This is a genomic window from Levilactobacillus suantsaiihabitans, from assembly GCF_004745505.1.
Taxonomy (GTDB): domain Bacteria; phylum Bacillota; class Bacilli; order Lactobacillales; family Lactobacillaceae; genus Levilactobacillus; species Levilactobacillus suantsaiihabitans.
The window spans coordinates 1-26,352 of record NZ_RKLX01000013.1; the positions used below are offsets into that span (position 1 = coordinate 1).

Below are 26,352 nucleotides of genomic sequence, written 5' to 3' on the forward strand. Positions count from 1 at the left end.
AGCTCCAGCTTCTCCATGGCACTAAACTTGACCTTTGACATGTCATATTCCCTCCGTTGATTGTCAGATGAATTATATTATTTCATTTGACAACCCCAAAGGGATCATAACAGGACGGGTCGAGCCAAAGAACGGTCTCGACGCCTCGCTTTGAGCCGAAAATCGCGTCTCAAAGACGCCAGTTCCCTAAGCGACATGAACCATGTCACTAAGGGAACTCCCACGGCTGAACCCATATTTGGCGAACTCTCGGCTACGGTAGTGCGTGTTAGTGACAGTTGTCTTAACCCTAGATGTAACTTCATTGACGACTAGTCTTTCATTAACACAGCGTTACTGATAATCGCTACCTTGCCGGAGGCAGCCAGGGTGGAGCCAGCTGTGTCGGCGGTGTTGGCTGAGGTTTTGTCTCAGCCTACACCGCGGGACGACTTGAGAGACTGGCGGTCCTTGCCAGGCTTTCAAGCGAACCGGAAGACCGCTTCTCAGGCTGGAGGTGTTCCCCAGAGCAGGCGGAACCTTGGCTGATGCAGGCGCCTGGTTTCACCAGCTTTAGATGTCAGAACACCATCATTACGGCAATTAACGCGTTAATTCCACTTTCAACCTTCAGTTGGGAGAATGCCCACCATCTCGCCCCCCCAGGCCTTGACCCAACCAGCCCCCACCACTTAATCGTTCACGGGGCTGGCAAAAGTGATATCATCGTGATATCATTAAGCTATCATCAGGAAGGGGTGTTCGCATGGCTAAGGAACCACAGAAACGTTTTCTCTTACGCTTGGACCAGCATTTATTTGACCGCGTTGCCGCGGCAGCAGACGCTGATGGCCGGAGCATCAACGCCTACATTGCTCAGGTTCTCGCGCGTGCGGCACCTGCTGGCAACTGGGAGCAGCGCCAATTGATTGGCCGCGCCATTTCGAAGAAGGAACTAGACGTGAAATCCGGTCTGGTCTTAGTTGCCGGCATTTACTACCGCTACCTGTTGGAGGCACCCGCAAAACCGGACGCAACAGCGACTTACACGGTCATCGAGAGTCATGGGAATATTTTGACATTGAAAAAGATCTAGGGGGAATTGGATGTTTGGGATTAGGATTGTTCGGCAAAATAATGTCGGTTTGGTAGAAACACTGGGGAAATACAAGCACTCCGTCACATCCGGGATTCACTTTTACCTGCCCGGAATTCAGAAAATTCGGACCGTCAGCTTGGCCATGTCGCCGCTGGCCCTGCCGAATTATTCGGTCATCACCAAGGACAACGCGGACGTCTCGGCGAGTCTGACGCTGAACTACCACGTGACCAACGCGGTGAAGTATCAATACGAAAACACGGACTCCGTGGAATCCATGGCGCAACTGGTGCGGGGCCACTTGCGCGATATCATCGGCCGGATGGACCTGAACCAGGCGTTGGGATCCACGGCCAAGATCAACTTGGAACTGGCCACCGCGATTGGCGATCTGACCGACACCTATGGCATCAACGTCGACCGGACCAACATCGACGAACTGACGCCGTCTAAGGCCATTCAGTCCGCCATGGACAAGCAGTTGACGGCCGACCGGGAACGGATCGCCGCCATTGCCAAGGCCGAGGGGGAAGCCAAGTCCATCGAACTGACCACCAAGGCTAAAAATAACGCCCTAATGGCCACCGCAACCGCCGAAGCCACGGCCACCCGGACGCGTGCCGACGCTGAAAAGTACCGGATTGACACAATCAATTCCAGTCTGGAATCGGCCACCAAAGAATTCTTCGAAAACCAATCGATCTCGGCCTTCAGCGACCTGGCCAAATCACCGGCCAATGTGGTCGTCGTGCCTAACGATCACGTGGCCGACTTGGGCCAGATTCCCGCGGTGGGCGCGGCTTTGAAGACGGGGTTGGCCACACCGGCGACTCCTCAAGTGCCAACGAGCAAGTAACTTCGCTTTTATTTAGGAGAGTGGGACAAAAGGCGATTAGCCGGCGAGCATTAAGGCTGATAACCAAATAATCCTGGTCTTGGATTGTTTGGTTATCAGGTTTAATGCTCGCTGGCTGCCTTTTGGCGCCCGCTGTTAATTTTACGCGTATACTGAAGGTACTCACTCGTTTCCAGAAAGGATGCTGATCATGGTCACGCGCAAAGAGATTTTTACCTACACTGAAGACAATTACGGCGTCACTCCCGAGTACACCTTCAAACAGTACCCCCACTACGCCGCGCTCAAAAACCGTCAAGGCAAATGGTTCGGGCTGATCATGAACGTTCCCCGCGAAAAGCTCGGCTTGACTGGTAAGGCAGAAGTCGATGTCTTAGACGTCAAGGTCGACCCGGAACTGAGCGGTATTCTGCGCAGTAAACCGGGTTATTTGCCCGGCTACCACATGAACAAGGAACACTGGCTGTCAATCGTGTTGGATCAAGACACGGACCGCGAGACGCTGTTTCAGTTACTTGATGGTAGTTATCAATCTGTTATTAAACGTTAATTATTAATAATCAATCAATGATTAATCCAATTGCATTTCAAATTCACCGTTGACACCCACCCTTTCCGGGGGTACACTAGCCTCAATTCAATAAATCGTCCGAAACAAACCATTGAGGTGGAGATCAAGATTATCGTGCACGTGCAGAGAGCCGTCGTTGCTGAGAGTACGGCCGAACGCAGGTAGTTAAATGGACCACCGAGGGCTTCCCCGAACCTTTTGCAGTACGGGAAGACGTGTGACATACGTCAGTTGTCAGGGAAATGTTAGTTTCCTGTGGAGAGGGGCGCGGTCTCTTTTGGGGACCCGTCTAATTAAGGTGGCACCGCGGTTAAAACCGTCCTTAACACATTGGCTGTTGAGGGCGGTTTTTTGTCGACTTTTTTCCGAGGGGGACTCACTGATGATGATTCGATGGCAACGCTCATATCTATTTCTAGCCGACCAAGACCAATTAACTGGAGGAAATCAGTATGAGCTTATTACAACACAAGAAAGCACTCGCCCTTTGCGGCGGCATTATCCTAATCGGCGGTATCTTCGCCGTGACCGGCCATTCCCAAACGACTAAGCGGGCAGTGGCCCAGCACCTGCGTCTAGCCGAAACGGCGCCCATCACGAGTTTGGACGTCGCCAAGATTACCGACAGCGTGTCCAGCAACACGTTGAGCCAGGTCGGTGAGGGCCTGTATCGCCTGAACGCCGACAGTCAGGCGCAAGATGCCCTGGCCACCAAGACTACCGTCACAGACCATGGCCATCACTACACCATCGACCTGCGTCACGACGCCAAATGGAGCAACGGCGCGCCCGTGACGGCCCAGGACTTCGTTTACTCTTGGAAGCGTACGCTCGATCCCCAATCCAAATCGGAGTTCACCTACCAATTTGCCAATATCAAAAACGCCAGTGCCATCGCCGCGGGCAAAAAGTCCCTGAACACGCTGGGCGTGAAGGCCGTGGGAAAATACCAACTCCAGATCACGCTGAGTCGCCCCGCATCTTACTTCAAGCAAATGTTGGCCAGCACTACCTACTACCCGTTGAACCAGCGCGCCGTCGAGAAGTACGGCAAGCGCTACGGTTCATCGGCAGCCACGACCGTCTATAACGGGCCGTTCGTCTTGAAGAACTGGAACGGGACCAACGATAGCTGGACGTTAAAGAAGAACCCGACCTACGTGGCCGCCAAGACCGTTAAGCTCAGCAGTATCAAGTACCAGGTCATCAAGACCAGCTCGACGGCCTACAACTTGTACCAGTCTAAGCGACTAGATGCCGTCACCCTGGACGGCGAACAGACCACCCAAAACCAGCACAACCCGAACTTGAAGTCATTGGCCGCTGGACGTATCGGCTTCATCCAGTACAATCAACAGAACAAAGTGGCCGCCAACCGGGACTTACGCCTCGCCATTTCACTGGCTATCAATCGCCAGCAATTAGCCGATAAGGTGTTAAAGAACGGCTCGCGGCCCGCCCAGACGTTTGCCATTCACCACATGATGACCAATGCCAAGACCGGTAAAGACTTCACGACCGACGCCTACGTCAAGAACACTGCTAGTTACAACCCGACGCTGGCCAAGCAGTATTACCGGCGGGCTCTAAAGCAACTGGGCAAGTCATCCCTCAGCGTGACCGTCACCTGTGGCGATGACGACACCACCAAGAACGTCGCCGAATTTATTCAGAGCACGGTCGGCAATCAGTTAGGCCTCAAGATTCACGTTGCCGCCATGCCATTTCCTGCCATGCTGAGCAACGTTTCCAAGGGGAACTTCGAGTTGAACCTGACCGGCTGGAGCATGGACAACGCCGACCCAATCCAATCCCTGCAGATTTTGGCGTCGACCAACAACTCGAACATGGGCCATTACGACAGCAAGACCTACGACCGCGCCATCACCCACGCGGAGGGTGTCGATGCGCTCAAGCCAACGGCACGCTACCAGGACCTGTTGACGGCGGCCAAAACGGCCTTGACCGACCAGGCCGTCACCCCCCTGTACGAGGCCCGGACCAATACGCTGGTCAACCCTCAGATCAAGGGCGTTGTTTATAACAAATTCAATGGTAGCCCGGATTACCAGCACGCTTATGTGACGGATTAACCACTTAACAACTGAAGGTTGAAAGTGAAATTAACGCACTGATTACCGTAATGACGGTGTTCTGACGCCTAAAATTGGTGAAACCAGGCGCCTGCGTCAGCCAGGGTTCCACCTGCTCTGGGGAACACCTCCAGCCTGAGAAGCGGTCTTCCGGTTCGCTTGAAAGCCTGGCAAAACCGGCCAGTCTCTCAAGTCGTCCCGCGCTGTAGGCTGAGAAAAAACCTCAGCCAACACCGCCGACACAGCTGGCTCCACCCTGGCTGCCTCCGGCAAGTTGACGTTTATCAGCAACACTGTGTTAATGAAAGAGTAGTCGTTAATACAGCTACTATCTGGGGTTAAGACGACTGCTACTAACCCGCACTACCGTAGCCGAGAGTTCGCCAAATATGGGTTCAGCCGTGGGAGTTGTCTTAGCGGCGCGGTCCATGCCGCTTAGACAACTGGCGTCTTTGAGACGTGGGCTTCGGCTCAAAGCGAGGTGACGAGACCGTCCTTTGGCTCGGCCCGTCCGCCCCAGCGTTTCAACCCATATTTGGCGAACGGCAGGCGGCCAGTTCGTATTATGTGGCTGGAAACGACTATTTTTGACGCTATGAGTCGCCTGATGCCAATAGTGCCAGCTGATTTTCGTCTGGCAACCTTCAGTTAACCACTTTAATTTCCCAGGGTATTCTCGTTGCAGTGCCAGCCAAAAACGGTATAATTAAGCTAGCATTACAATTACACGTTTTCATAACTCAGGTGGGACCCGGGGTGCTTTCACAGCGGTTTCACCCAGCTAAGTGAAACGTCACAGAAAGGTTCCGAATTTTATGGAAAGTCAACCCTTACGTCACGATCACTACCCGGCTTCAAAGGAGGAGTACGAAGCGGAGTTAACCGAAACGGAAAACGAATACGCTGCGCAGTTACAGGCAGTCGAGGACAAGGTCCAAGGCCAAGCCGCGCGTTACTTACTGTTTGGGGCCATCTCAGTGGTCATCAACATCACGTTGTTCTACCTGTTCTACCACACCTTTGGCATTGAATACCAACTGGCCAACTTCATTGACTGGGTCATCAGTGTGCAATGTTCCTTCTGGCTCGACCGGACCTTCGTGTTCAAGCACAAGTCCGACAAGCCAATACGTGAAATGGGCACGTTCTACATGACCCGAATCGCCACGTTCTTGTTGGAAACGGTCATCTTGTTCTTGGGAATCTCTTGGCTCAACGCCAACGGGACCATGACCAAGGTCATCGGCCACGCCATTGCACTGGTCTTGAACTTCTTCTTATCCAAGAAGCTGGTCTTCAAGAACCAACCCGCTCCCGCTGACTAATTTGTTCGCCAAACACTTTGAGCGCTTAACCCGTTGCGGTTAGGCGCTCATTTTTTAAGAGTGGGCCAAAAGGCGATTAGCCGGCGAGCATTAAGGCTGCTAACCGAATAATCCTGGGTTTGGATTGTTTGGTTAGCAGTTTTAAGCGGAACCGGTTGCCTTCTGGCGCACGTTTCAGCTAGGTAAAGGCCACGCGAACGGTAGGCGGCCAGTTTGCATTGCGAGGCTGGAAACGACTATTTTTTCACCCACCTATCATTCGCATAGCTAACTAACCGACCGACTTGTTAACTATTTTTCAAGCCATGCGGTCCGGGGGGCCATTTTTCTTGTACAATGGAAGTAATCTTGTAGCACCAAGGAAGGTGAGTCGTACGCTATCCTTTATTTTGACCGCCGTGGGCATCTTCTTTGTCACTGATACCGATGACCTGGTCGTCTTACTCTTGCTTTGGTTAGCCGCGGCCACCCCGCTGCAACGGCGCCACGTCGTCGTGGGCCAATACCTGGGTATTTCCACGTTGATCCTGGTCTCTTGGCTAGTCAGTCGCGGGATTCTCCACTACAACGTCGGCGGACTGGTCCACTGGTTAGGGCTAGTGCCACTATCGCTGGGAATCGTCGGGCTCACGCGCTGGTGGCGCAATCGCGGCGTGGCCCAATTGCCGCCAACGTTGACGCATCCGGTCAGCCTGCCGCTGGTTTGGTCACTCACGCTGGGCAACGGTGGCGATAACCTCAGCATTTACATCCCCTACTTCACGCACCTCGACCCACCCGAATTTGCGGTAGTCCTGGTGATTTTTCTCAGCATGATTGGGCTGTGGCTACTGCTCAGCCACCACTGGGCCCGCTCGACGGTGGCCAGTCACTTCTTCGCGCGGTTTGGCGCGTGGTTGTCACCGCTGCTATTTATCGGTATCGGTCTCGCCATCGTGCTTAAATGAAATCATGGCCGCCAAAGCCCGTCTTATCCGCCGCCGTGATGGGCCGCAACACCTGACACGGGTTTCCAGCCGCAATCACGTTGGCTGGGATGTCGTGGGTCACCACGATGCCGGCACTGCCCGCTAGTGCCTGAAATAGTCGACCACGGTCGGGGCAGCGTTGCGCGCATTGGTCTTGGTGGTGGACCAATCTCGCGCTGCTACCAACACTGGGTCACTATCGTCATAAGGTTGGCCGGTGGCCATGTAAGCAAATTTCTCGTCAAGGTTCATGTGATCACGCCTATCTGTCTCCATGATACCGTATCCCGGGGTGTTTCACATGGAACAATTTTCGTCAGTTCTACCCCAAACTACGGTATAATGTAGGCACTAAATGCATTTTCATAGGAGGCAAATATGGCAGATGATGGCTTTGAAGGGTTTCCGCTCTTCACGCTTGGTGTGGGCGTCGACGGCGAGCCCTGGGTCAAATCAACCAACGCCGCAACCGTCATGAAGGACCCCGCCAAGTACAGCCAGGCCCTGGGATTATTGATTGGCGAGATGCGCGACAAATTACATTTAACGGACGAGCAGGCCTTTAACGCCTTCTTGCACCTGGCGTTACAGCAGGCCGCCGCGAACACCGCCACGGTGCCGCGGCCAACCACGGCCCAGCACGTCAAGCTGTCCGGGAAGAATCTCCGGTCCGGGCGGCGGGAGATTCACCAGATCACACTGGCCGACCTCACTGATGTGGCGGCCAACGAGGATGTGGTCTACCTCACCTTTAAGAGCACGATTCTGGGTATCATCATGAATGACGCCTACCAAGCAGCCAAGCTGGCCATGGGCAAACGGGATTTTAAATACTTCCTTGACGAAGCCAATCTAAACTTTGCGCTGTACGCCTACCCGGCTGACCTCAAGGCGCTACACACCATCTTCGCCTACGCGCGCGACCACCAGCTCTACACGGAACTGCATCCCGACGAGACCGTGGCAGCGGATGCGCCGGACACGCCGGCAGAATTCGACAAATTCATGCAGTCGATGTTTGACGAGATGAGCAACGATACCCCCCATGATTCGGGAAACGTGCTGCCATTTCGGCCGAAAGAAAAATAACTTAAAACGAGCCTGGGACAATCATCCCAGGCTCGTTTCACTTCACTTTTACATAGCTGAAACGTGGGCCAAAAGGCAACCGGTTCCGCTTAAACCTGATAACCAAACAATCCAAAACCAGGATTATTCGGTTATCAGCCTTAATGCTCACCGGCTAATCGCCTTTTGGCCCACTCTCGTCTTTTTAGTCTCCAAATCTTTGAGCGAACGGCACCATCACTTGATCCAGCAACGGCCGGTTGATCATGGCTTGCCACCACTCCGCCGGAACGGTCTGCTCGGGATAACTCATGGCCAGCAGTGGTGCGGCCACCGTCGCAATCGTATCGACATCGCCGCCGAGATTGACCGCCCGCAGCAGGCCGGAACGCAAGTCGGTCGCGGTTAACGCCACCCAAACGGCCGCCTCCAACGTGTCGACGACGTAGGCCGAAGTATGGATGTCGTCGAGCTGGCAGTTCTGGAAGTTGCCCGTGAATAACCGCTGATAGGCCGGGACCTCCGCCGCAAATGCGGTAGCCGGATTTAGCCCGGTCAACGTAGCCTTCACCGTGGTTAATGCGGTCATTAGGTCTTGGCCCGCCAATAACTCGTGCAATAATTCCAAGTAAATGAAGCTTCCCACGACCGCTCGGGGATGGCCGTGAGTGACCGTTGTGTAGGCCTTGGTGGTCGCAAAGCGTTCCGCGACTGGCTGCTTTGCCAGCACGAAGGCCAGCGGCGCGATTCGCATCAATGCGCCGTTACCATTGGCATTTTCGGCCGCATCCCCGCACTGCTGGGCGGGCACGTGGTTGATGGCGTGTTGCCGGACTGCGTGCGCACAGGTCCGCCCCACGTCAAAGGTAATCCCCCGCGGCGTCCACTCGCCAAACATCATGTAGTGCTCGAACTTGTCTAAGAGGTCCTCGTCAGACCCCGCTTCCAAAATATTTTGTAACAGGCACAACGTCATGGACGTGTCATCGGACCAACTTCCAGCCGGCTGTGGCCAGCTGCCGTAACCCGTCATCCCGGTCAGCTGGTAGCTGCCACGCGGCTTCATTTCAGCCGGCACGCCCAGGGCATCCGCCACAGCGGCGGTACGGAGAACAGTTAAGATTTGTGCTGATTTCATGGTTAAGTCCCCTCGCTTTCAGGCTTTATCATTATCTTAGCAGGACTGCTTAGCGTTCACAATCCAGCTGACGAAAATCAGCTGGAACTATTGATATCCTGCGACTCATGGCGTTCAAAATAGTCGTTTACAGCCACATCATGTGAACTGGTCGACTACCGTTCGCCAAAGGTAGTGTTTGCCAGTAACAGTTGTTTTAACCCCAGAGAGTAGCTGCATTGACGACTAGTCTTTCATTAACACAGTGTTGCTGACAGGTATCAACTTGCCGGAGGCAGCCAGGGTGGAGCCAGCTGTGTCGGCGGTGTTGGCTGAGGTTCTTTCTCAGCCTACAGCGCGGGGCGACTTTGAAGACTTACGGGTTTAGTGAGGCTTCAAAGCGAACCGGAAGCCCGCTTCTCAGGCTGGAGGTGTCCCCCATAGCAGGTGGAACCCTGGCTGACGCAGGCGCCTGGTTTCACCAATTTTAGCTTCAACCTTCACCTGGGCAAATTAAAAGAGCACCGCCAGCTCAGTGGACGTGCTCCCAATCGACAAATTTTATCATTTAATCCGGCTAAATCACCATCATCACCGCTTGGTACAACAGGTAGGCCCCGTACACCATGACGATGCCGCCGGAAACGATGTTGACCCACATCAAGAACTTCTGCGGCAACCGTTCCTTGAGCAGACCCAAGATCAGCGTGATGCCAAAGAACCAGATGGCCGTGGCGGACACGACCCCGGTGATGAAGGGGGTGACCTCGTTGTCGGCCAGCGACCCGCGTAAGGCCCCGAACATCAGGCTGGTGTCGATGATAGCCTGGGGATTGGCCCAGGTCACGACCCAGGCGTTGACCAGCGACTTTTTCATCGTCAACGGCGTATTGGCACTTTCCAATTTGAAACTGGCCGCCGAGCGCAGGATGCCAAAGCCGATCCAGATGACCAGCAGGCCCCCCAGAAACATGATGATCAGCTTGAACAACTGGTGGGAACTGATGATGGCCCCCATACCAAAGAAGGCGGCCAACGTCAGTGCCGTGTCGGCGAACCACACCATGATGGTGACGGGCCAAGCCCGCTTCAATGGCTGGTTAATGGCGTTGTTAAAGACGAATAAATTTTGCATCCCAATCGAGGATACCAGAGCCAGACTCAACAGTAGGCCCTTCAAGTACATTGCGGACATGATAACTCGCTTTCCCTCCAGGCCCACTCCGATAGCCGCCCGAGTTTTTTTCAGTATTCGATTAGCATACCAAATATTCTGTGAAAATTAAAGATAAACGAAAAAGAAACGGGCCCCTATCCTCCATCGTGAAGGATCGACACCGTCCAGAGGCAACCCGCCTAATCCCCACGGCTTTAATTGCCAGATGTGTGGTCCCGGTGACCCAACTGGTGACTGGCGACTAACTAGAGTTGATTTTAATCTAATTTTAATCTAAAATTCACTTTAAGATGGCTGAGTCATCCCCACACTAAACCGAAAGAACGCGATTCACGTGAAAAACCTAACGCAGAACACCCCATTATTGCGGAAACCTAGCCAACCAAGATGGGAAGTCTCGTTATATGCCCAAAATTTCATTACACCAATTGACCTTCGGCTTTGCGTCGAACACCGACTTACTCTTTGATCACGTAGATCTAGACCTCGATACCCGTTGGAAACTCGGCTTGGTCGGCCGTAACGGGCGGGGCAAGACCACCCTGTTCAACCTCTTACAAGGCCACTACCCCTATCAGGGGCACATCACCAGCACCACGCCCTACACCTATTTTCCCGCCACGGTCCCCGACCCCACTTTGCCAGCGATGACCGTCCTACAAGCCATTGCGGACGTGGCCGACTGGCAAGTGGTCCGCGAATTGCGGCAACTTCAGCTGGACCCGCAGCGCTTGGAGCAGCCCTTTGCCGCGCTGTCGGGCGGGGAACAGACCAAGGCTTTACTCGCGATTTTATTTGCCGACGAAACAGCCCTGCCGCTGATTGACGAACCGACCAATCACCTGGACCTGGCCAGTCGCCAACAGGTCGCAGCTTACCTCAAACGTCAACGCCGCGGCTTCATCGTCGTCAGTCACGACCGGCATTTTCTCAATCAGGTCACCGACCACACGCTGGCCATTGAACGCCGCCAGATTCGACTGTATCAGGGGAATTTCGCCGTTTACGAGGACCAAAAGCAGCGCCAAGACGCCTTTGAAGCGCAACAAGACGCCAAGTTAAAAAAGGAGGCCGACCGCCTGAAACAAGTCGCCGTCGACCGGACCAACTGGGCCCAGGTCACCGAGAGCCGCAAGCACGGCAATCCGCACCAAAAGAACAGTGGCTGGCAGGCGGCCGGAGCCAGTGCCTTACCTGCTAAGATGATGAAACGCGCCAAGAACCTGGAACGCCGGCGGGACCGCGAACTCCAGGCCACCGAGGGACTGCGGCAAAATATCGAACACGTGGCCGCGCTGTCCCTGACGCCGATGACCACGCACTACCAGCCGCTGATCCACGTCGCCGACTTTGCGTTGTGGTACGGTGACCGGCAGCTATTTCAGCCCGTGTCCTTTGACCTCAACGCTGGCGACCGGCTTGCCTTGGTGGGCCCCAACGGCTGCGGCAAGTCCTCGTTCATCCACTACCTCCAGGGGACCTTCACCGGCCAGCACACCGGTAGCGCCACGATCCACCAGCAGCTCACCTTGAGCGTGACCCGCCAGTTGACCACCGAAAACGGCTCCCTGACGGCATTTGCCGCGGCCCATCACCTGAACTATCGTGAATTACTGAATACCTTGAAAAAACTCGGCCTGCCCCGCGACGTCTTCACCACGCCCATCGACCAGATGAGTCTGGGCCAGCAGAAAAAAGTCGAGCTCGCCCAATCGCTCATGACGCCGGCCAACCTCTTTATTTGGGATGAGCCACTAAATTACTTGGACGTGTTCAACCAAGACCAGCTGGCCACCCTGCTCACGCAGACGCAGCCCACCCTCCTGTTGGTCGAACACGACCAGGATTTTATCGCCGCTGTGGCCACGAAGGTGGTGCGGTTGCGGCCGTAAAAAGCTAGAAAAAAGGCACCTGTGGCGGTGTCTTTTTTAGTCCGAGAGTATTTACATATTTGGTTTCGTACAACATGCAAGATTCAAAACTTCTAATTTTTATCCAGTATACTGGATAAAATCCAGAATTCCCCAGTTTCTTCCAGTATACTGAAAGAAATCCAGACCGTTCATCGGCCGATTCCAGACGGAACACATCTGGGCGGTGCTGATCAAGTCCGTGGGGAAGGTCACGTCGACGTTCGCCATGATGTTTCACATGAAACATTTAACCTAATCCAGCGTCTTCACAACCTTAGCTGGCACCCCTACGGCGACCGCATTATCGGGGATATCCTTGGTGACCACAGCGCCCGTCCCCACAATGGCATTCTCCCCAATCGTTACGCCCGGCAAGAGACTAACCCGGGCGCCAATCCAGGCATTACGCTTAATGTGAATCTCCTTGGTCAAGATTGTTCGAATATTTTTGGGCTCATGATTGACCGTAAAGAACCCCACTTCCGGCCCCATCATGACGCCATCGTCAATAGTAATGGTGCCCGCCGCCATCATGGTCAAGCCGTGATTGGCGTAAACATTTTTGCCCAGAAAGACCCGGCTGGCCGTATCGATGTGCATCGGCGGCGTAAAGAAGGTACCAGCGGTCATTTGCCCGTGAAGTAGGCGATTTTCCAAATCCAAGATACGCTGTTTTTGCTTAGGATTGGTTTGGTTGATTTGAAATTGTAACGCATCCGACCGATCAATTTCACCGTGAACTTCTTTTAAATAGGCCGCGTCGTGGATATCGTAAGCCTGGCCCGCTCTTAAATTTTCAAATACCCCCATGATTAATGCCTTCCTTTCTAATACGTCGTGACAACCGCTGACAAGATCTGCCACCGACCATCAATCTGTGAAACCGTCATGACCGTATTCAACGGCCACTCATGCCGTCCGCTACCATGAATGCTGGCTACGACCCGGTTTTGACCGGTCACCTGCCAGCCTGAAGTGGTCGCTCGCATCGCCACGTGGTCTTCGATAGAAGAAAAGTAATGCATGGTTCCCCGTTTCAACTCACCCAGCCATTCCGCGCGTGGCTGCACGTATCCCGTCATGTGGGTCAGCGTAAAGTCCGGCCCCAGTAAGCAGTCCAAGGCCGCCGTGTCATCTGCCGCCATGGCTTGGTTGTAGTCCCGGTAAAGTTGTAAGATTTCTGTGTTCATTTTAAAACCGCCTCTCAATCCATTTTCATTTAATAAAACCTTACTGTAGTTCCTTGCAGTTACTTCAAGTCAAGGCCCATTGCCCTAAGAATGATAAACGAGCCCATAAAAAACGTCCCAATCACCTCGGAGGAGGCGTTCGAGACGTTCACAGTCAGTCTTTTCTACCCTGTCTAGCCTATTCGCCCGCCGGAAAATCCGTTGAGGCGGCCAGATCCGTTTGTGTCTTGAAATCGGCGACTCGCTTTTCCAGCGTCGCAATCGTATTTTCCAGCGCTTGAGAACCCAGGACCATTCGCAACGGCGCCGGGTCTTGAGCGACACTTTCGATGATGCGGCTGGCCATACGCTTAGGATCGCCAGGCGCGAGTCCATTGGCCGGGTCTAGCATCGTTTGAAAGGCGTGCGCCGGATTGCCTTCGTACGCCGGCATCGCCTTGGCCACCTGCGCACTGCCATAACGAAATTCAGTCCGCGCACCACCGGGTTCAACGATGGTCACGCCAATGTTAAAGCTGGCCACTTCCTGGGCAACGGCCTCCATGAAGCCTTCAATCCCAAACTTGGCGGCGTGATACATTGCATTCCCCGGAAAGGCCACCTGACCACCGTAGGAAGAAATCTGAATCAAGCGGCCATGTCCCTGATGCCGCATGCTAGGTAAAATAGCCCGCACCATTTGAATGGATCCCGTCAGGTCAGTCGCGATGATCCGATTGATCTCGTCATCGCTCAATTCCTCAGCGGCACCAAATAACCCGTAACCGGCATTGTTGACCAACACATCAATCTGATAACTCTGCGTTAACTTGGCGACTAAGCGATGAATGGCCGAAACATCCGTCACATCAAGAATTTCATTAACAAAGGTGTCGGGATACTGGTCCATCAAGTCCTGCACCTTGGCAACGTTACGGACGGTGCCAATGACCGTCTTCCCCTGAGCCAAGAGTTGTTCGGTCATCGCGTGACCAAATCCGTTGCTAACACCAGTAATCAACCATGTTTTATTTTCCATTTCTACGATACTCCTTTAATTCAAGTCCAGCGTTATCTACTTGCGGTTAATACCTAGGCTATCGCGAGAGCCCAACGTTTCGTCGTGAGCCAAACGCATGACCAGGTCGGCAATGCTTTGCCGGGAAACATCATGGCCGCCGAAGGGTTCGCCCTTCTTGGTCACCTGGTAGTCGGTGTCATTACCGTTGTCAAACCAGCCGGGCCGGATGACCGTGTAGTTCAGGTCAGATGCTTCGATCACGTCGGCGGCGTTGCGGTAACCTTGCAGCATCGGGTTAGTGGCCAAATTGCCGCTGGCGCCCACGCTCGCCGGAATTTCGTTGTAAATCCCCATCGAGGCAATGAATAAAAGGCGCTTGACGCCCATCTCATCCATAGCGGTAACGAGACTCTTCGCCATACCAGCAAGGTTTCCACTCAAGGCAGCAAAAACCACGTCCTGACCCTTAAGTGCATCCTTCAACGTTGCCGCATCCGTGACGCTGCCGGTGACTGCACGTTCGCGGTCGGACAATTGACCCAAGCGACGGGTGTTCCGCGCCATCAAGGTCAGTTGGTCATCCGTGTGGTCCAAGAAATATTGACGGGTAACGCTACCCACAGAACCCGTTGCCCCAATAATTAAAACGTTTGTCATGATTCATTTTCTCCAATTCATTCGTTGATAAATTCAGTGTAGCCCCTTGCAGTTACTTCAAGGCAAGGCCCATTTCAACTTATTTTTAATTTTTTTGATGTTCACCCGGCACAATTAGGAAGATGGCGGCTAATAAGGCCAGTAACAGCAAGCCGGCACCCGTCAGGATAGCGTGTTGGAACCCTGGTACTTGACCACCAAAGAGATCTTGCATGGTCACCAGAATCGACAACCCTACGGAGCCACCAATCTGATGCATGACGTTGACCACCCCAGAAGCGGCACCAGCGTCAGCCCCTTGCGTGTGCGCGACTCCGGCCGCCGTGAAGGGACTCAGGGAGAAGCCTTGACCAATTCCGATGACGACCATTGGCGCGGCGATTCCCCACCAGTAGCCGGTCGTCGGCGTAAACCAACTCAGCCAGAGCATGCCAAACGCCGTCAGCGCAATCCCGATGACCAGTAGGCCGCCATTACCCCATCGCGCCGTCAGTCGGGCAACCTGAAGCGCAATGATAAAGTTCACCACGGTTAAGGGGAAGAACGCGACCCCTGCCATCAACGCGCTGAATCCCAATTGATTTTGCATGAGTTGTGGCGTGATGAACCAAAAGCCCATCATGGCCCCGAGATAAAGGAAACGCCCCACGTAAGCCCCAATCCGTTCACGGTCAGTAAACAATCGTAACGGCATGATCGGTTGTCCCGTCCGGTGTTCCTGATAAATGAAGATACCCAAGAATACGACGGCCAAGAGTAAGGCCGGCAGCTGGGCCCAATTTCCAATAATACTGTAGACCAGTGCACTCATCCCAATCAAAGAGCTCAGGGTGCCGACCCAATCCAATTTGCCAGATTGACCGCGATCCGCGCTGAGCTTCTTAACCGCCAAATAATACATCCAGATACTGATGGGAACGTTCATGAAGAAGCCAACCCGCCAGGTTAACAGACTGGCGAAGACGCCGCCAATGACCAGACTGACGCTAGCGCCAATGCCGGCCATGGCGCCATAATAAGCGATGGCTTTGACGCGTTCAGCCCCTTCGTAAGTATCCATCAAGATTGCCAGCGTGGTTGGCGCCAGAATAGCCGATCCAATGCCTTGAAAGGCCCGAGCGGCAATGATCATCGGCGCATTTACTGCCAGCCCGACCAAAAGTGACCCCAGGCCAAAGATGATCAGTCCTAATTTAAAGACCCGCCGCCGACCAAATAGATCTCCGGCCCGGCCCCCTAACAACAAGAAACCGCCGAACGTCAGCGAATAAGCACTGCTGACCCAAGACAGCGTCGCCTGATTCAGGCTTAAATCTTGGGCAATTTTAACCGTCCCCGTGAAGATGATTGAATTGTCCAAGAGAATCATGAAATAACTCATTAAGATGACCAGTAAGATCCAGTCAAATCGTTTTTGCTTTGCCATGTGTATTTGCTCCTCGTCTTTAAGTGAATGATTAGGAGTTTAGACCTTCATCCGTGCTTCAAGGCAAGAAGAAATTTGAAATAAATTAAAAAGCTTTCGGCGAATCCCGCATTTCACCCCAGTCACTCATTTTCAAAGAGACAGACTTGTAAGGAATTCTAAAGTCTTGTCGCCCAGAGGTTACAAATTCCTCACCAATTTCGTTAGTAAGCGTAGAGAGGGTGTTTTTCCCATTAAAAAGGGGCCTGCAGCTACTGCCACACGCCCATTTTTATTATTAATAATTGCATTTAATTATTAATCACTGATAATTAACAATGATTTAATTGCTTCTCGCTTGTCCATGGCCTCATAGGCGTCCTGGACGTGATCAAGGTCAAAGCGTTGCGTGAAGACCTTACCGGGGTGAATTTCACCCTTCAAAACGGCATCCAGCAGAACAGCCCGGTCGTAAGTTGTGACCGAAGCGATTCCACCGCGCAGGCCAATGTTCTTCCAGAACAAGTTGTTGGTGTTCATTTCAGCCTTTTGCGGCACGCCCACACGACCAACCACGGCACCCGGACGGCCTACCTTGACAGCCGTATCGACGGATTGTTCAGTCCCGACACATTCCAAGACGGCATCGGCACCAGCACCAGCCGTCAGGGCCATGACACGTTCAACGGCTTCATCGCCGCGTTCGGCTACGATATCGGTCGCGCCAAATTCCTTGGCCAACGCCTGGCGGTCGGCGTGGCGGCTCATGGCAATAATTCGCTTAGCCCCGCGAAGCTTGGCAGCAATTACCCCGCACAGACCCACGGCGCCGTCACCCATAACGACCACCGTATCGCCGTCCTTAACTTCGGCGGTTGCGGCGGCGTGGTAACCCGTAGCCATCACGTCGGCTAGCGTTAACAGGTCGTTGAGTTGGGCATCGGAATAATCGCTGGGTTGACCGGGTACCTTGACTAGGGCCCAGTCGGCGTTCTTGAAGCGTAAGTATTCGCCTTGGTAGCCGACGATTTCGTCATCGGTCCGTGCATTTTCACAATCGCCGTCAAAGCCGGCTAGACAAGCCGCACAATGACCGCAACCATGGGTGAACGGGGCGACGACAAAGTCACCGGGTTTCACGTTGGTGACATCGCTACCCACACTCTCCACGATTCCGATAGCTTCGTGACCCACCGGCGTGTTCTTTTGCCGGTCGTTGATGCCGCGATACCACCACAGGTCGGAGCCGCAAACACAGGCACGGACGATTTTTAGAACGGCGTCCGTGGGATTCTTCACTTCTGGTTTAGGTAATTCTTGGGCTTCTACCTTGCCTGGTTCAACAAATACGGCTGTTTTCATTTGAAATTCCTCCAATTATTTAATTAGGTTCTGCCACCAACTGGTCAGCTGCTGCTCGGCGTCCCGCAGTTCTCCCGCTGTCAAACCAATTCCCGGGACCACGGTAGCGGTCGTGACCAGACTGGCAAAGTCATCCTCGTAACCACCGGGGGTGCCAGCGTCCGTGTAGAACGGCGCGACAGTGCCCTGGAAGTTCGTAAGCTGCTGTAAGAATGACCGGACCGGCGTCGATACCTTCGCCGACCAGACGGGACCGCCCACGAGCAACACATCATAGGCGTTAACATCGGGGAGCGCATTGGTTAAGGCCGGTAACTGCTGCGTTGTCAGCTGCTGGTTCGCCACATCAGAGGTGGCGTACATATCGTTAGGAAAGGTTTCTGCGGCGACCGTCAAATCCACCCGATCACCGCCAGTCACGTGCTGCAGAGCAGCCGCTAGCTTGGCGGTAGTTCCGGACCATGAATAATCGACAATTAACGTTTTCGTTGCCATGTGCAGATCTCCTTTATCTATTCAATGGTTCCAGTTTAGACCTTGAAGTAGACTTTAAGGCAAGCGTTTTTTCAAAAAAACAGACTTGAGCTTCATTACTTGTCGACGCGTTCTAATTACCACAGCGCTACACGGCATGACCCCCATCACCAGCCAGCCTGTCGCTTAAGCTAGGCATACACCGGCGTATCACCATCCGTACCAGCCTTCGCAATGCCAAGGCTACTGCGGCTGTGCAGGGCTGGATTCTTAGCGATCTTCACGATCAGATCGGCAATACTTTGCCGCGAGATGGTCGTTCCCTTGAAGGTTTCGCCCTTTTCCGTCAGCTCGTAATCGATCTCGTCCTTGTTGGTCATGTAGCCAGCCCGGATGATGGTGTAATCGAGCGGTGAATCTTCGATAATTCTGGCCGCTCGCCGTGTATCCTCCATGACGGCGTGCCCAATCGACCGTTCCAACCAGGCATCAAACTTTGCTGGCAATTCGTGGTACAGGCCCAATCCCGTAATATACAGTAAGCGTTGCACGCCAGTTTCCTCCATGGCTTGCACGATATTTTTGGCCATGGGTTCAAACGTCCCACCCAAATCAGCTAGTACCAGGTCTTGACCGGCCATGGCGGCCTTTAGGGTGGCGTAATCATTGACATCACCTTCGACAACCGTTTCTCGTTGTGCGTCAACCGCGTTTAGTCGCGTTGCTTGGCGTAGGTACAAAGTCAACGTCGCATTCGTTTCGGCCAGCAACCGCGTCCGGACCAATTGGGCAATTTGACCATGCGCACCTAGAATTAAAATTTTCATCATGACACACTCCTTTTGACTGATTACGCTCACGATAAACCTTCGAGTCGACTCGAAGACAAGTCTTTTAAACCATTCGGCTGTAAGGGTCCACTACCAAGGCTTCTGACATCAAAACTTCCGTGTAAATATCGTGTAACAACGTCACATCAACGACGTGGCGGCGTGCCTGATCGGCCAAGAAGGCCCGTTCACCGGCAAATGCTTGCATCCCAGCAATCACGTTTTTCGTTAACCGGTTTTGCCGGTCATGGTCCACCACGGCCACGAAGACCAGATTTTGGCCGGCCATTGCCTTGGCCACGGCGTCAGCGTCCGTGATGTCCCCCTCAATCAACGTGACGCGGGGATTGTCCTGCAGATCGTTCAACCGACTGGCGTGACGCAAGAACAGCGTCAAGGCGACGTCTTGAAAGGCCGCCTCCGTTAAGATCCGGTGTTCCACGAGTCGCGCAATTTGGCCGTTAGCGGCGAGAATCAATACTTATTTTGTCATCCGTGTCATTTCCTTTCATGTCACTTGAATGACCTTAGGATAGACCTTGATGTGTACTTCAAGGCAAGGGGAAAGTTTAAAAATTTTTCTTTCCTATAAAATCAGCGCATAGGTCTCCCGGAACTTCCGCAAAACCGCCGCTTCCAGGCCGGCCACCTGCTTGACGTCCAGGCGCGCTTGGCTGTTGGCTGCCAACAGGCTGACTAATTGCAGGTGCAAGGTCGCCTCCACATACCGTCCCGCCTGGTCAACTGCCAGCTGGCGATGCTGCACCCGAGTCAAGATACCTTGAATCAGCGTTTGGGCCTGAAAGATCACAAAGTCGGCGGGGTAGACGTCCATCAACACTTTTTGCGCCTGCCCCTGAGTGATGTAAGTCTCTAGTTGGGCGAAGTAATCCTGCTGGGCTTCGCTGACCGCCTGAAAGTGTTCTGGGTAGTGGGTCCGCAGGTCGGCCATAAACCGCTCGGTGGTCGTTCCCATCAGCTGGAGCGATGCCAACCAAATCGGTAGGAAGGTCGCCGGGGAAAATTGCTGCGGCACGGGATGTTCCGCGATGAAGCCCAAATGGCGTTCGACCACGGCCTGAACGACCTCATCTTTGTTCTTGAAATACAGATACAGACTGGCCCGGCTAATGCCTACCGCGGCGGCCAGTTTTCCCATGGATAATTTTTGAAAGCCTTCAATTAAGACGACTTGGTTCAGCTTGCGCATTAAGTCTTTTTGATTGATCACGTCTGGTCACTCCTTATGTAACCAGCATAGCATTTCTTGGCGGTTTAGACTACTTAAAATCTTATCTGTCTAATCAGAAATGTACCCGCAGAATTCTCACAAACAAATAACTTCGCTTTTTCCCGCCAGTCCCGTAGACTAGACCTAAGACAATTTACCGAAAGGATGAAGCATTATGAATATTGGTGTTGTGGGTTCCGGAACGGTCGGTACGATTTTGACGCAGACCTTCAGTCGTGGCGAAAACACCATCGTCTTGAGTCACCAGGGTGGAGCGGCCAGTCTGGCACCCCGTCGCGCAGAATTTGCGGCCAACGTGACCTTTGGGGAGGTCGCCGTGGCCCTCCAACAGCCCTTAGTCATCATCGCCGTACCGTTTACGGTGGCGCCGACTGTTTTAAACCAAGTCGCCGATTACCAACAACGTATCGTGGTCGATGTGACCAATCAATTTACCGCGGACTTTAAGAAGATCGACACGCGCCCATTGACCGGTAGCGAAGTCATTGCGAAAGCCGCGCACAACGCCCGGGTCATCAAAGCCTTTAACACCTTGCCCCATGAGCTGATGAACGGGCGCGTCGACGGTCCCGGCCAACGGGTCCTGTTCTACGCTGGTGATGATCGCCCTGCCAAAAAGCAGTTCGCCGAGCTGGTCAAGCCACTGAATTTCCACCCGGTCAACCTAGGCAAGCTCCGTCACGGCGGCAGCGTCATGCAGGTCGGTGGCGGCTTGGGTCATACGGCGTTCGTGCAGCTGGATGAATCACTGGACTAGTTGGGTTTAAAAAAGTTTGGGACAAACTCCCCACTCGCATAAAAAAGGACCACCCCAGAAATTGGCTAATTTCTGGGATGGTCCCCTTTTTGTGCTTAGGTATACTGCTAGTCTTTAGGTGCTGAACCAAAAATCAACCCCCTGCAGTCGCCGGCATGGTTACCTTTGGGCGTGTGCCACTTAACTTGTCGAGTCAGCATTTCATGGTCTTCAGCAACGATTAAAGCAATCGCTTGGGTCATTTTCGCGGTATCATAGTTTTTTCGCAGCTTTTTCCAGGTTCTTAAAAACAGCTTGGGATATCTGACCTTTTTAATCATCAGGATTGTCAAGGAGCTTCATGAAGTCATCAACGGAAACGGTTTTAGTATCGCCATTTTTAACTTCTGCTAACGCTTGATCTAATTCAATTGCCCAGTTATTACGCGTTACATAGTGGTTATCGATTTGGGTTCACCTCTTTCTCAAATTGTTGATCCAGCAGTTGCGCCAACTGTGTTTCTGTTAAATCGGGCTGCTTTTCAGTATTTTCCATCTGACTCACTTCTCAGCTAATTGGTAGCTAAATCATATCATCTAGATAGTCGATTGCAACTAAAAAGAACCTGAGACAAAAACTTGCCCAGGTTCTTTCGCGTTATTTTTACCTAGCTGAAACGTACGCCCAAAGGCAGCCCGGTTCCGCTTAAAACTGCTAAGGCTTATTCGGTCAGCAGCCTTAATACTCGCCTACTAATCACCTTTTGGCTCACTCTCTTTGACGATGCGCTATTCAACGCCCGCAATCACAAACTTCACCTCATGGTCAGCATCCCCGGCCACGTGGTATTGCGGTTCAACGTCGGCGCCCCAACTGTCGATGCCACCGACACCACGGGTAGCCCCGTAGATGGTCAGGACCGTCCGCCGAGCGAGCGGCAGTTCTTCCATGTGCGTCGCATTTTCCAGTTCCTCCGGCGTGTACGGCAGGCAGCTGAAGGCAAACGGTTGGTCGGCTTGGGCAAACGTCAGGCTAAATGGCTGGTGATCGGGGTCGGCGTTGTTTTGCGTCGTGGCCCGCGTGACCTTGACCCAGTCATTTTGCATGTGCATCCCGCATTCCTGCGGCACCATGTACGGCGTCACCGGAAGACCAGCGACGTGGTAGGTGCCCGGCTTGCCGCCAGCTTGGCGGTCCGGATACGTTTCGCCCGACAGGCCTTGGTAATCAAAGCCCGTGGCGCGCGTTGGCATCACGAAACGTAACCCGAAGACTGGCAGCTCTGGTAAGCTCGCGGCCCCGTTGTAGTGGGCGGTCACGGTCATTTGGCCACTGCCATCAACGGTGTAGGCCACGGTCACCGTGGTAGCAGGAACCGTCGGCGTGGTGTAGGTGAAGGTGATCGTCACTGAATCCGCCGTTTCGTGGTCGGAATACTTGTTGTTTTCCGGCGCGATGGGCAGCGGAATGGCCTGACCATCCACCGCCACGTCCACACTGGTACAGGTGCTGAACATGTCGGCCCCTAACCAGGCAGCCGACTTCGTGGAAAAGCCGTTACCCCGGTCGTTATCGGTCGTCGCGCGCCAGAAAGCGGGCATCGGCGTCCGGTACAGCCACTCCTTACCGTAACGCACCAGCGACTCCAAGCCGCCGCGGTCATAGGCAAAAATGTAGTGGAATCCCGGACCGCTGAGTCCTAGCGTCACGTCGCCGTAGATCACGTTTAATTTAGTCGTGTTGGCCATAGTAGTAGTCCACCTCCTGTAGTGCTGGCTTAGGCGTCCGGTCGGCAAAGAGCAGGCCGTCGCCCGAGAATTCGTAATCCGAATGCCGGTCGTCGAAGTCCCCGCCGTAGCGCAGAACCGGCTGGCCGGTCACCTCATCTTTGGTCCAAAACGCCTGGTCGATGTAGTCCCAAATGAAGCCGCCCTGATACATGGGGTACTTATCGATCAAGTCGATGTAACTGTTCATGCCGCCAATGGAATTGCCCATGTCGTGCATGTATTCACAGTTGACAAATGGCTTGTCCGGATCATTTTTCAGGTATTCTTCGATGGCGCGCGGCGGATCATACATCATACTTTCCATGTCGGAAATGCGGTCCGCGTAGACCCGGTTGCGGCAAACGCCCTCGTAGTGCGTCAAGCGCGTCGGGTCGGCGTCGTGGTAGAACTTGTCCATGGCCGCGATGTCATCGCCAGCGTAGGATTCGTTCCCCAGTGACCAGAACAAAACGGCCGGGTGGTTCTTGAACATTTCGTAGTTGCTCTTGGCACGATCCAAGACGGCCAATTGCCATTGCGGCAGGCTGCCAGGCACGTTGTAAGACGGTTCCACGGCGCCCATCTTTTGCCAGGTCCCGTGGGTTTCCAGGTTATTTTCGGCCATCATGTAGATGCCATTTTGGTCACACAGGTGGTACCAGGCATCCTGGTCCGGGTAGTGACAGGTCCGCACGGCGTTGATGTGGTTGTCGTGAAAGACCTGCATGTCGTGGGCCATGTCCGCGGCGGTCACGGCGCGGCCGCGGTGGGCGTCCCATTCGTGGCGGTTGACGCCGTTGATGATTAAACGGTGACCGTTCAATTGCATGATCTTATTTTTCAGTTCAATGCGACGGAACCCGACCTGATACGGCACGACTTCGACCAGTTGGCCGAGGGGATCGCGCAATTCGATTTGCAGCTGGTACAAATACGGGTCGTGGTGCTGCCACAGGTGGACCGCGTCAACGGTCGTCTTGAGGTCTAGGTTCGCGGCCACGGGCGACTCGGTGGTCCACACGGTAGTGCCATCGGCCGTCAAAAGGCTCGCCGTCACGGTGCCGGCCAATTGGTCAGCCGCGGATAATTGCAGCTTAACCTTTAAATCGCCGGTCTTAAAGGCATCGTCGACCCCGGCGCGAATCGTCAGGTCCTCGACGTGCAAGGCAGGCTTGGCCACCAACCGCACGCTACGGAAGATCCCGGAGAAGCGGAACATGTCTTGGTCCTCGAGAAAGGCCGCGGTACTGTGTTTGAAGACTTCGACGGCCAACAGATTGTCGCCGTCTTGCAGGTAAGGCGTCAGGTCAAATTCGGAGCGGCTGAAACTGTCTTCGGCATAGCCCACGAAATGGCCGTTCAACCACAGGTACATGGCCTGTTCGACGCCGTCAAATTCGACGCTGACCCGTTGCCCCTGCAATTCGGAGTTCAGGGTGAAATGCTTCACGTACGCGCCGACCGTGTTTTGCGGGTCGGTACTGAACATCCCTTTTTCGGGGCGATCGGCGCCCATGCTGTAGGCCGGCCGGCGATAATGCTTGCCCTCCCATGGATAGGCCGTGTTGATGTATTGAATCTGGCCGTAACCCGCCAGCTCAATGTGGCCGGGAACGGCCAACCGATCGAAGTCCGCCCGGTCAAAATCTGGCTGATAAAAGCCGACTGGCCGATGTTGCGGGTCTTGCGCAAAGGCAAATTCCCAAGCGCCGTCAAGACTTTGGACCAGACTGCTCTGCTGGTTTTGCGCCTCCGCAACCGTCGCGTAACCGCGGTGATCACTATGTGCGGGTAACTGGTTGACCCGAAAAGTCTGGGGGTCGTCCAGCCATGAAATTTCTGCTTTCAAAAGTCTTCCTCCTTTTTAAAACGCTTACATTGGTTATTATACAACAGAATTGATGAGATGCCAGCGAAGTCGTTGGTAATTGTCAGTTGTTGAGTGACAAATTAAAAAAGCAGTCTCTCCGGCTACTGGACCGGAAAAACTGCTGAAATTACGGCTTTAATTTGATGAACCTAGCTCACCTGCTGGTGGCGGTCCTGAACATCTTGGATCATATCGGCGACGGTCAACTGGCGCATTTCGGCCTCGGCCGCGCGCTGAATACGGGTGTACGCCGCATCCAGGGTTTGCTGGATGTGCGCGCCGACCGGACAATCCGCATTAGTCCGCGGATCCACGTGATACAACATCTGCCCGGGTTCCACGGCGCGGGCGACCTCAAGCAACGTGATGTCGTGAGGGTCACACGCCAGGCGCGGTTCGGCGGCCCCGGCATGACTGATGATCAGCCCCGTGTGCTTCAACGTGGCCATCAACCGCCGCACCACACTGGGATTAGCGCCAATGCTGGCTGCAATCGTTTGACTGTCCAAGAGGCCTTGCGGGGCGATATAGATGTAGACCAAAATGTGAATGGCATCACTCAATTTATACGAATATTTCATGGGTTTTCCTCCAAAATTTGGGCACCATTTCGCCGCAACGCTCTAGCGCTGTAAGATCTCGTGGATGGCGTCCGGTAGGCTAGTCAACGGCCGCCCCAACACGTCTGGTAAATCAGAACTGGTCACGTCTAATTCGCCAGCACGCATCATCGCCTGCATGCTATTTAATCCAGCCACTAGCCCCTGGTCCATACCGGCAGCCTGCAGTGATTCCCGGTAGGCCGCGTCGTCAACGGACTTAAAGGTAAACGACTTGCCCGTCACCTGACTGAGTGCTGCGGCCAAGTCGGCATAAGTCCGTGGTTCGCCCCCGAATTCGTAGACTTCCTTCGGCGCCGGGGTCATCAAGACCTGAGCGGCCGCCTCCGCATACTCGCGTTCCAGAGCAAAGCTGATGCGGCCCTGACCGGCGGCGTAGACGGCATTTTGGCCGTTGGCGCCGGCTTGCAGGTAGCTGGATTCATTTTCCAAATACCAGGCGTTGCGCAGGAAACTGTGCCGTAGTCCGCTGGCCCGTAAGGCTTTTTCCGTGGCCACGTGATCCGTGGACAACGGCGACTGCGCCGTATCGGCGTGGGCAAAGCTGGTGTAGGCCACGAAAGCAACGCCAGCCGTTTGCGCCGCTTGGATCACGTTGGCGTGTTGTTGCTGGCGTGAAGGCTCCCCACCCGGCACGGATGAGATGAATAACAGCCGGTCGACACCAGTCAGGGCCTGGGTCAAGGCCGCCTCGTCGCCGTAATCGGCTTGGCGAACCGTCACACCAGCCGGCAAAACGCTGCGGCCCTTGGCGGCATCGCGGACAATGGCCACAACGTCACCGGCATCGACGACCTTAAGTAGATATGAGATGGCAAGTTGACCGAAGCGCCCGGTCGCGGCAGAAATGGCATATTTCATCATTAACGTCTCCTTATTCTAACATCTGTTATTCTGAACACAACAGCTACAGGATAAATGTTGGTTGTTATTTTATAAATCACAGGTTACAGCATAGCCGGTTGTGCTTTTAAAGTCAACAGGTTTGTGTGCCTTTTTGAAAAAGGCCCAGGAAGCGCA

Annotated in this window: 25 protein-coding genes and 1 pseudogene; 9 read left to right on the forward strand and 17 right to left on the reverse strand. The window is 53.9% G+C overall.

What is annotated here, in order from left to right; genetic code table 11:
- Nucleotides 1-745: 745 nt before the first annotated feature.
- The 6 genes from EGT51_RS08410 (at nt 746) to EGT51_RS08435 (ending at nt 6,870) form a co-directional block, all read left to right on the forward strand.
- Complete coding sequence (locus EGT51_RS08410; RefSeq protein WP_135368268.1) at nt 746-1,075, forward strand: toxin-antitoxin system HicB family antitoxin; 330 nt, start codon at nt 746-748, stop codon at nt 1,073-1,075.
- 10 nt (nt 1,076-1,085) lie between these two features.
- Nucleotides 1,086-1,934 (forward strand): SPFH domain-containing protein, encoded by an 849-nt coding sequence (locus tag EGT51_RS08415; RefSeq protein WP_135368269.1) that lies wholly within the window; start codon nt 1,086-1,088, stop codon nt 1,932-1,934.
- Between the two features lie 190 nt (nt 1,935-2,124).
- Nucleotides 2,125-2,484: an MmcQ/YjbR family DNA-binding protein gene (locus EGT51_RS08420; RefSeq protein ID WP_135368270.1), complete on the forward strand. Its 360-nt coding sequence runs from the start codon at nt 2,125-2,127 to the stop codon at nt 2,482-2,484.
- 473 nt (nt 2,485-2,957) lie between these two features.
- On the forward strand, nt 2,958-4,598 hold the full coding sequence (locus tag EGT51_RS08425) for a peptide ABC transporter substrate-binding protein (RefSeq protein ID WP_135368271.1): 1,641 nt from the start codon (nt 2,958-2,960) through the stop codon (nt 4,596-4,598).
- Between the two features lie 815 nt (nt 4,599-5,413).
- Nucleotides 5,414-5,923, forward strand: coding sequence for a GtrA family protein (locus EGT51_RS08430; protein ID WP_135368272.1), 510 nt, complete (start codon nt 5,414-5,416; stop codon nt 5,921-5,923).
- A 365-nt stretch (nt 5,924-6,288) separates the two neighbouring features.
- Nucleotides 6,289-6,870: a cadmium resistance transporter gene (locus EGT51_RS08435; protein WP_225428704.1), complete on the forward strand. Its 582-nt coding sequence runs from the start codon at nt 6,289-6,291 to the stop codon at nt 6,868-6,870.
- Here the strand turns inward: EGT51_RS08435 and EGT51_RS13240 are convergent.
- Nucleotides 6,863-6,985: pseudogene (locus tag EGT51_RS13240) on the reverse strand (sugar O-acetyltransferase); the annotation flags it as partial. The gene EGT51_RS08435 and the pseudogene EGT51_RS13240 overlap by 8 nt on opposite strands.
- Before the next feature lie 284 nt (nt 6,986-7,269).
- Between EGT51_RS13240 and EGT51_RS08445 the strand changes: the two are divergent.
- A complete protein-coding gene (locus EGT51_RS08445) occupies nt 7,270-7,980 on the forward strand; it encodes a hypothetical protein (protein ID WP_135368273.1) in 711 nt (236 codons plus the stop codon).
- Between the two features lie 184 nt (nt 7,981-8,164).
- Here EGT51_RS08445 and EGT51_RS08450 read toward each other — a convergent pair whose 3' ends face one another.
- Both EGT51_RS08450 and EGT51_RS08455 read right to left on the reverse strand, forming a co-directional pair.
- On the reverse strand, nt 8,165-9,097 hold the full coding sequence (locus tag EGT51_RS08450) for an ADP-ribosylglycohydrolase family protein (protein WP_135368274.1): 933 nt from the start codon (nt 9,095-9,097) through the stop codon (nt 8,165-8,167).
- Nucleotides 9,098-9,653: 556 nt separating this feature from the next.
- On the reverse strand, nt 9,654-10,271 hold the full coding sequence (locus EGT51_RS08455; RefSeq protein WP_135368275.1) for a LysE/ArgO family amino acid transporter: 618 nt from the start codon (nt 10,269-10,271) through the stop codon (nt 9,654-9,656).
- 386 nt (nt 10,272-10,657) lie between these two features.
- Between EGT51_RS08455 and abc-f the strand changes: the two genes are divergently transcribed.
- On the forward strand, nt 10,658-12,145 hold the full coding sequence (gene abc-f / locus EGT51_RS08460) for a ribosomal protection-like ABC-F family protein (RefSeq protein WP_135368276.1): 1,488 nt from the start codon (nt 10,658-10,660) through the stop codon (nt 12,143-12,145).
- 273 nt (nt 12,146-12,418) lie between these two features.
- Here abc-f and EGT51_RS08465 read toward each other — a convergent pair whose 3' ends face one another.
- From EGT51_RS08465 to EGT51_RS08510, 10 genes are all read right to left on the reverse strand, one after another.
- Nucleotides 12,419-12,976 carry a DapH/DapD/GlmU-related protein gene (locus EGT51_RS08465; RefSeq protein ID WP_135368277.1) on the reverse strand — a complete coding sequence of 186 codons (558 nt, stop codon included), beginning with the start codon at nt 12,974-12,976 and terminating at the stop codon, nt 12,419-12,421.
- Nucleotides 12,977-12,993: 17 nt separating this feature from the next.
- Nucleotides 12,994-13,356 (reverse strand): nuclear transport factor 2 family protein, encoded by a 363-nt coding sequence (locus EGT51_RS08470; protein WP_135368278.1) that lies wholly within the window; start codon nt 13,354-13,356, stop codon nt 12,994-12,996.
- Nucleotides 13,357-13,534: 178 nt separating this feature from the next.
- The gene (locus EGT51_RS08475) at nt 13,535-14,374 is read right to left on the reverse strand and encodes an SDR family oxidoreductase (RefSeq protein WP_135368279.1); all 840 of its coding nucleotides are present in this window, start codon (nt 14,372-14,374) and stop codon (nt 13,535-13,537) included.
- Between the two features lie 36 nt (nt 14,375-14,410).
- Nucleotides 14,411-15,013, reverse strand: a complete 603-nt coding sequence (locus EGT51_RS08480; protein ID WP_135368280.1) for an NAD(P)H-binding protein — start codon at nt 15,011-15,013, stop codon at nt 14,411-14,413.
- Nucleotides 15,014-15,098: 85 nt separating this feature from the next.
- Complete coding sequence (locus tag EGT51_RS08485) at nt 15,099-16,439, reverse strand: MFS transporter (RefSeq protein ID WP_135368281.1); 1,341 nt, start codon at nt 16,437-16,439, stop codon at nt 15,099-15,101.
- A 297-nt stretch (nt 16,440-16,736) separates the two neighbouring features.
- A complete protein-coding gene (locus tag EGT51_RS08490) occupies nt 16,737-17,780 on the reverse strand; it encodes a zinc-dependent alcohol dehydrogenase family protein (protein ID WP_135368282.1) in 1,044 nt (347 codons plus the stop codon).
- 15 nt (nt 17,781-17,795) lie between these two features.
- Nucleotides 17,796-18,275: a flavodoxin family protein gene (locus EGT51_RS08495; RefSeq protein ID WP_135368283.1), complete on the reverse strand. Its 480-nt coding sequence runs from the start codon at nt 18,273-18,275 to the stop codon at nt 17,796-17,798.
- Nucleotides 18,276-18,445: 170 nt separating this feature from the next.
- A complete protein-coding gene (locus EGT51_RS08500) occupies nt 18,446-19,081 on the reverse strand; it encodes an NAD(P)H-binding protein (RefSeq protein ID WP_318531305.1) in 636 nt (211 codons plus the stop codon).
- A gap of 67 nt (nt 19,082-19,148) precedes the next feature.
- Entirely contained in the window at nt 19,149-19,562 is a 414-nt protein-coding gene (locus EGT51_RS08505) for an NAD(P)H-binding protein (RefSeq protein WP_135368285.1), read from the reverse strand.
- A 108-nt stretch (nt 19,563-19,670) separates the two neighbouring features.
- Nucleotides 19,671-20,315, reverse strand: coding sequence for a TetR/AcrR family transcriptional regulator (locus EGT51_RS08510; RefSeq protein WP_135368286.1), 645 nt, complete (start codon nt 20,313-20,315; stop codon nt 19,671-19,673).
- Between the two features lie 175 nt (nt 20,316-20,490).
- Here EGT51_RS08510 and EGT51_RS08515 point away from each other — a divergent pair, with 175 nt between their 5' ends.
- Nucleotides 20,491-21,093 carry an NADPH-dependent F420 reductase gene (locus EGT51_RS08515; protein ID WP_135368287.1) on the forward strand — a complete coding sequence of 201 codons (603 nt, stop codon included), beginning with the start codon at nt 20,491-20,493 and terminating at the stop codon, nt 21,091-21,093.
- Nucleotides 21,094-21,861: 768 nt separating this feature from the next.
- Here EGT51_RS08515 and EGT51_RS08520 read toward each other — a convergent pair.
- The 4 genes from EGT51_RS08520 to EGT51_RS08535 form a co-directional block, all read right to left on the reverse strand.
- Nucleotides 21,862-22,821, reverse strand: coding sequence for a beta-galactosidase small subunit (locus tag EGT51_RS08520; RefSeq protein ID WP_135368288.1), 960 nt, complete (start codon nt 22,819-22,821; stop codon nt 21,862-21,864).
- Nucleotides 22,805-24,691 carry a glycoside hydrolase family 2 TIM barrel-domain containing protein gene (locus EGT51_RS08525; RefSeq protein WP_135368289.1) on the reverse strand — a complete coding sequence of 629 codons (1,887 nt, stop codon included), beginning with the start codon at nt 24,689-24,691 and terminating at the stop codon, nt 22,805-22,807. Before EGT51_RS08525 ends, EGT51_RS08520 begins: the two co-directional genes overlap by 17 nt.
- A gap of 170 nt (nt 24,692-24,861) precedes the next feature.
- A complete protein-coding gene (locus EGT51_RS08530) occupies nt 24,862-25,293 on the reverse strand; it encodes an Rrf2 family transcriptional regulator (protein WP_135368290.1) in 432 nt (143 codons plus the stop codon).
- A 42-nt stretch (nt 25,294-25,335) separates the two neighbouring features.
- Complete coding sequence (locus EGT51_RS08535; protein WP_135368291.1) at nt 25,336-26,193, reverse strand: SDR family oxidoreductase; 858 nt, start codon at nt 26,191-26,193, stop codon at nt 25,336-25,338.
- Nucleotides 26,194-26,352 lie beyond the last annotated feature (159 nt).

What these genes read in the sequence shown, in the direction of transcription:
- EGT51_RS08410 (WP_135368268.1), top strand. Translation starts at nt 746, where the DNA reads ATGGCTAAGGAACCACAGAAACGTTTTCTCTTACGCTTGGACCAGCAT.
- EGT51_RS08415 (WP_135368269.1), top strand. Translation starts at nt 1,086, where the DNA reads ATGTTTGGGATTAGGATTGTTCGGCAAAATAATGTCGGTTTGGTAGAA.
- EGT51_RS08420 (WP_135368270.1), top strand. Translation starts at nt 2,125, where the DNA reads ATGGTCACGCGCAAAGAGATTTTTACCTACACTGAAGACAATTACGGC.
- EGT51_RS08425 (WP_135368271.1), top strand. Translation starts at nt 2,958, where the DNA reads ATGAGCTTATTACAACACAAGAAAGCACTCGCCCTTTGCGGCGGCATT.
- EGT51_RS08430 (WP_135368272.1), top strand. Translation starts at nt 5,414, where the DNA reads ATGGAAAGTCAACCCTTACGTCACGATCACTACCCGGCTTCAAAGGAG.
- EGT51_RS08445 (WP_135368273.1), top strand. Translation starts at nt 7,270, where the DNA reads ATGGCAGATGATGGCTTTGAAGGGTTTCCGCTCTTCACGCTTGGTGTG.
- EGT51_RS08450 (WP_135368274.1), bottom strand. Translation starts at nt 9,097, where the DNA reads ATGAAATCAGCACAAATCTTAACTGTTCTCCGTACCGCCGCTGTGGCG.
- EGT51_RS08455 (WP_135368275.1), bottom strand. Translation starts at nt 10,271, where the DNA reads ATGTCCGCAATGTACTTGAAGGGCCTACTGTTGAGTCTGGCTCTGGTA.
- abc-f (WP_135368276.1), top strand. Translation starts at nt 10,658, where the DNA reads ATGCCCAAAATTTCATTACACCAATTGACCTTCGGCTTTGCGTCGAAC.
- EGT51_RS08465 (WP_135368277.1), bottom strand. Translation starts at nt 12,976, where the DNA reads ATGGGGGTATTTGAAAATTTAAGAGCGGGCCAGGCTTACGATATCCAC.
- EGT51_RS08470 (WP_135368278.1), bottom strand. Translation starts at nt 13,356, where the DNA reads ATGAACACAGAAATCTTACAACTTTACCGGGACTACAACCAAGCCATG.
- EGT51_RS08475 (WP_135368279.1), bottom strand. Translation starts at nt 14,374, where the DNA reads ATGGAAAATAAAACATGGTTGATTACTGGTGTTAGCAACGGATTTGGT.
- EGT51_RS08480 (WP_135368280.1), bottom strand. Translation starts at nt 15,013, where the DNA reads ATGACAAACGTTTTAATTATTGGGGCAACGGGTTCTGTGGGTAGCGTT.
- EGT51_RS08485 (WP_135368281.1), bottom strand. Translation starts at nt 16,439, where the DNA reads ATGGCAAAGCAAAAACGATTTGACTGGATCTTACTGGTCATCTTAATG.
- EGT51_RS08490 (WP_135368282.1), bottom strand. Translation starts at nt 17,780, where the DNA reads ATGAAAACAGCCGTATTTGTTGAACCAGGCAAGGTAGAAGCCCAAGAA.
- EGT51_RS08495 (WP_135368283.1), bottom strand. Translation starts at nt 18,275, where the DNA reads ATGGCAACGAAAACGTTAATTGTCGATTATTCATGGTCCGGAACTACC.
- EGT51_RS08500 (WP_318531305.1), bottom strand. Translation starts at nt 19,081, where the DNA reads ATGAAAATTTTAATTCTAGGTGCGCATGGTCAAATTGCCCAATTGGTC.
- EGT51_RS08515 (WP_135368287.1), top strand. Translation starts at nt 20,491, where the DNA reads ATGAATATTGGTGTTGTGGGTTCCGGAACGGTCGGTACGATTTTGACG.
- EGT51_RS08520 (WP_135368288.1), bottom strand. Translation starts at nt 22,821, where the DNA reads ATGGCCAACACGACTAAATTAAACGTGATCTACGGCGACGTGACGCTA.
- EGT51_RS08530 (WP_135368290.1), bottom strand. Translation starts at nt 25,293, where the DNA reads ATGAAATATTCGTATAAATTGAGTGATGCCATTCACATTTTGGTCTAC.
- EGT51_RS08535 (WP_135368291.1), bottom strand. Translation starts at nt 26,193, where the DNA reads ATGAAATATGCCATTTCTGCCGCGACCGGGCGCTTCGGTCAACTTGCC.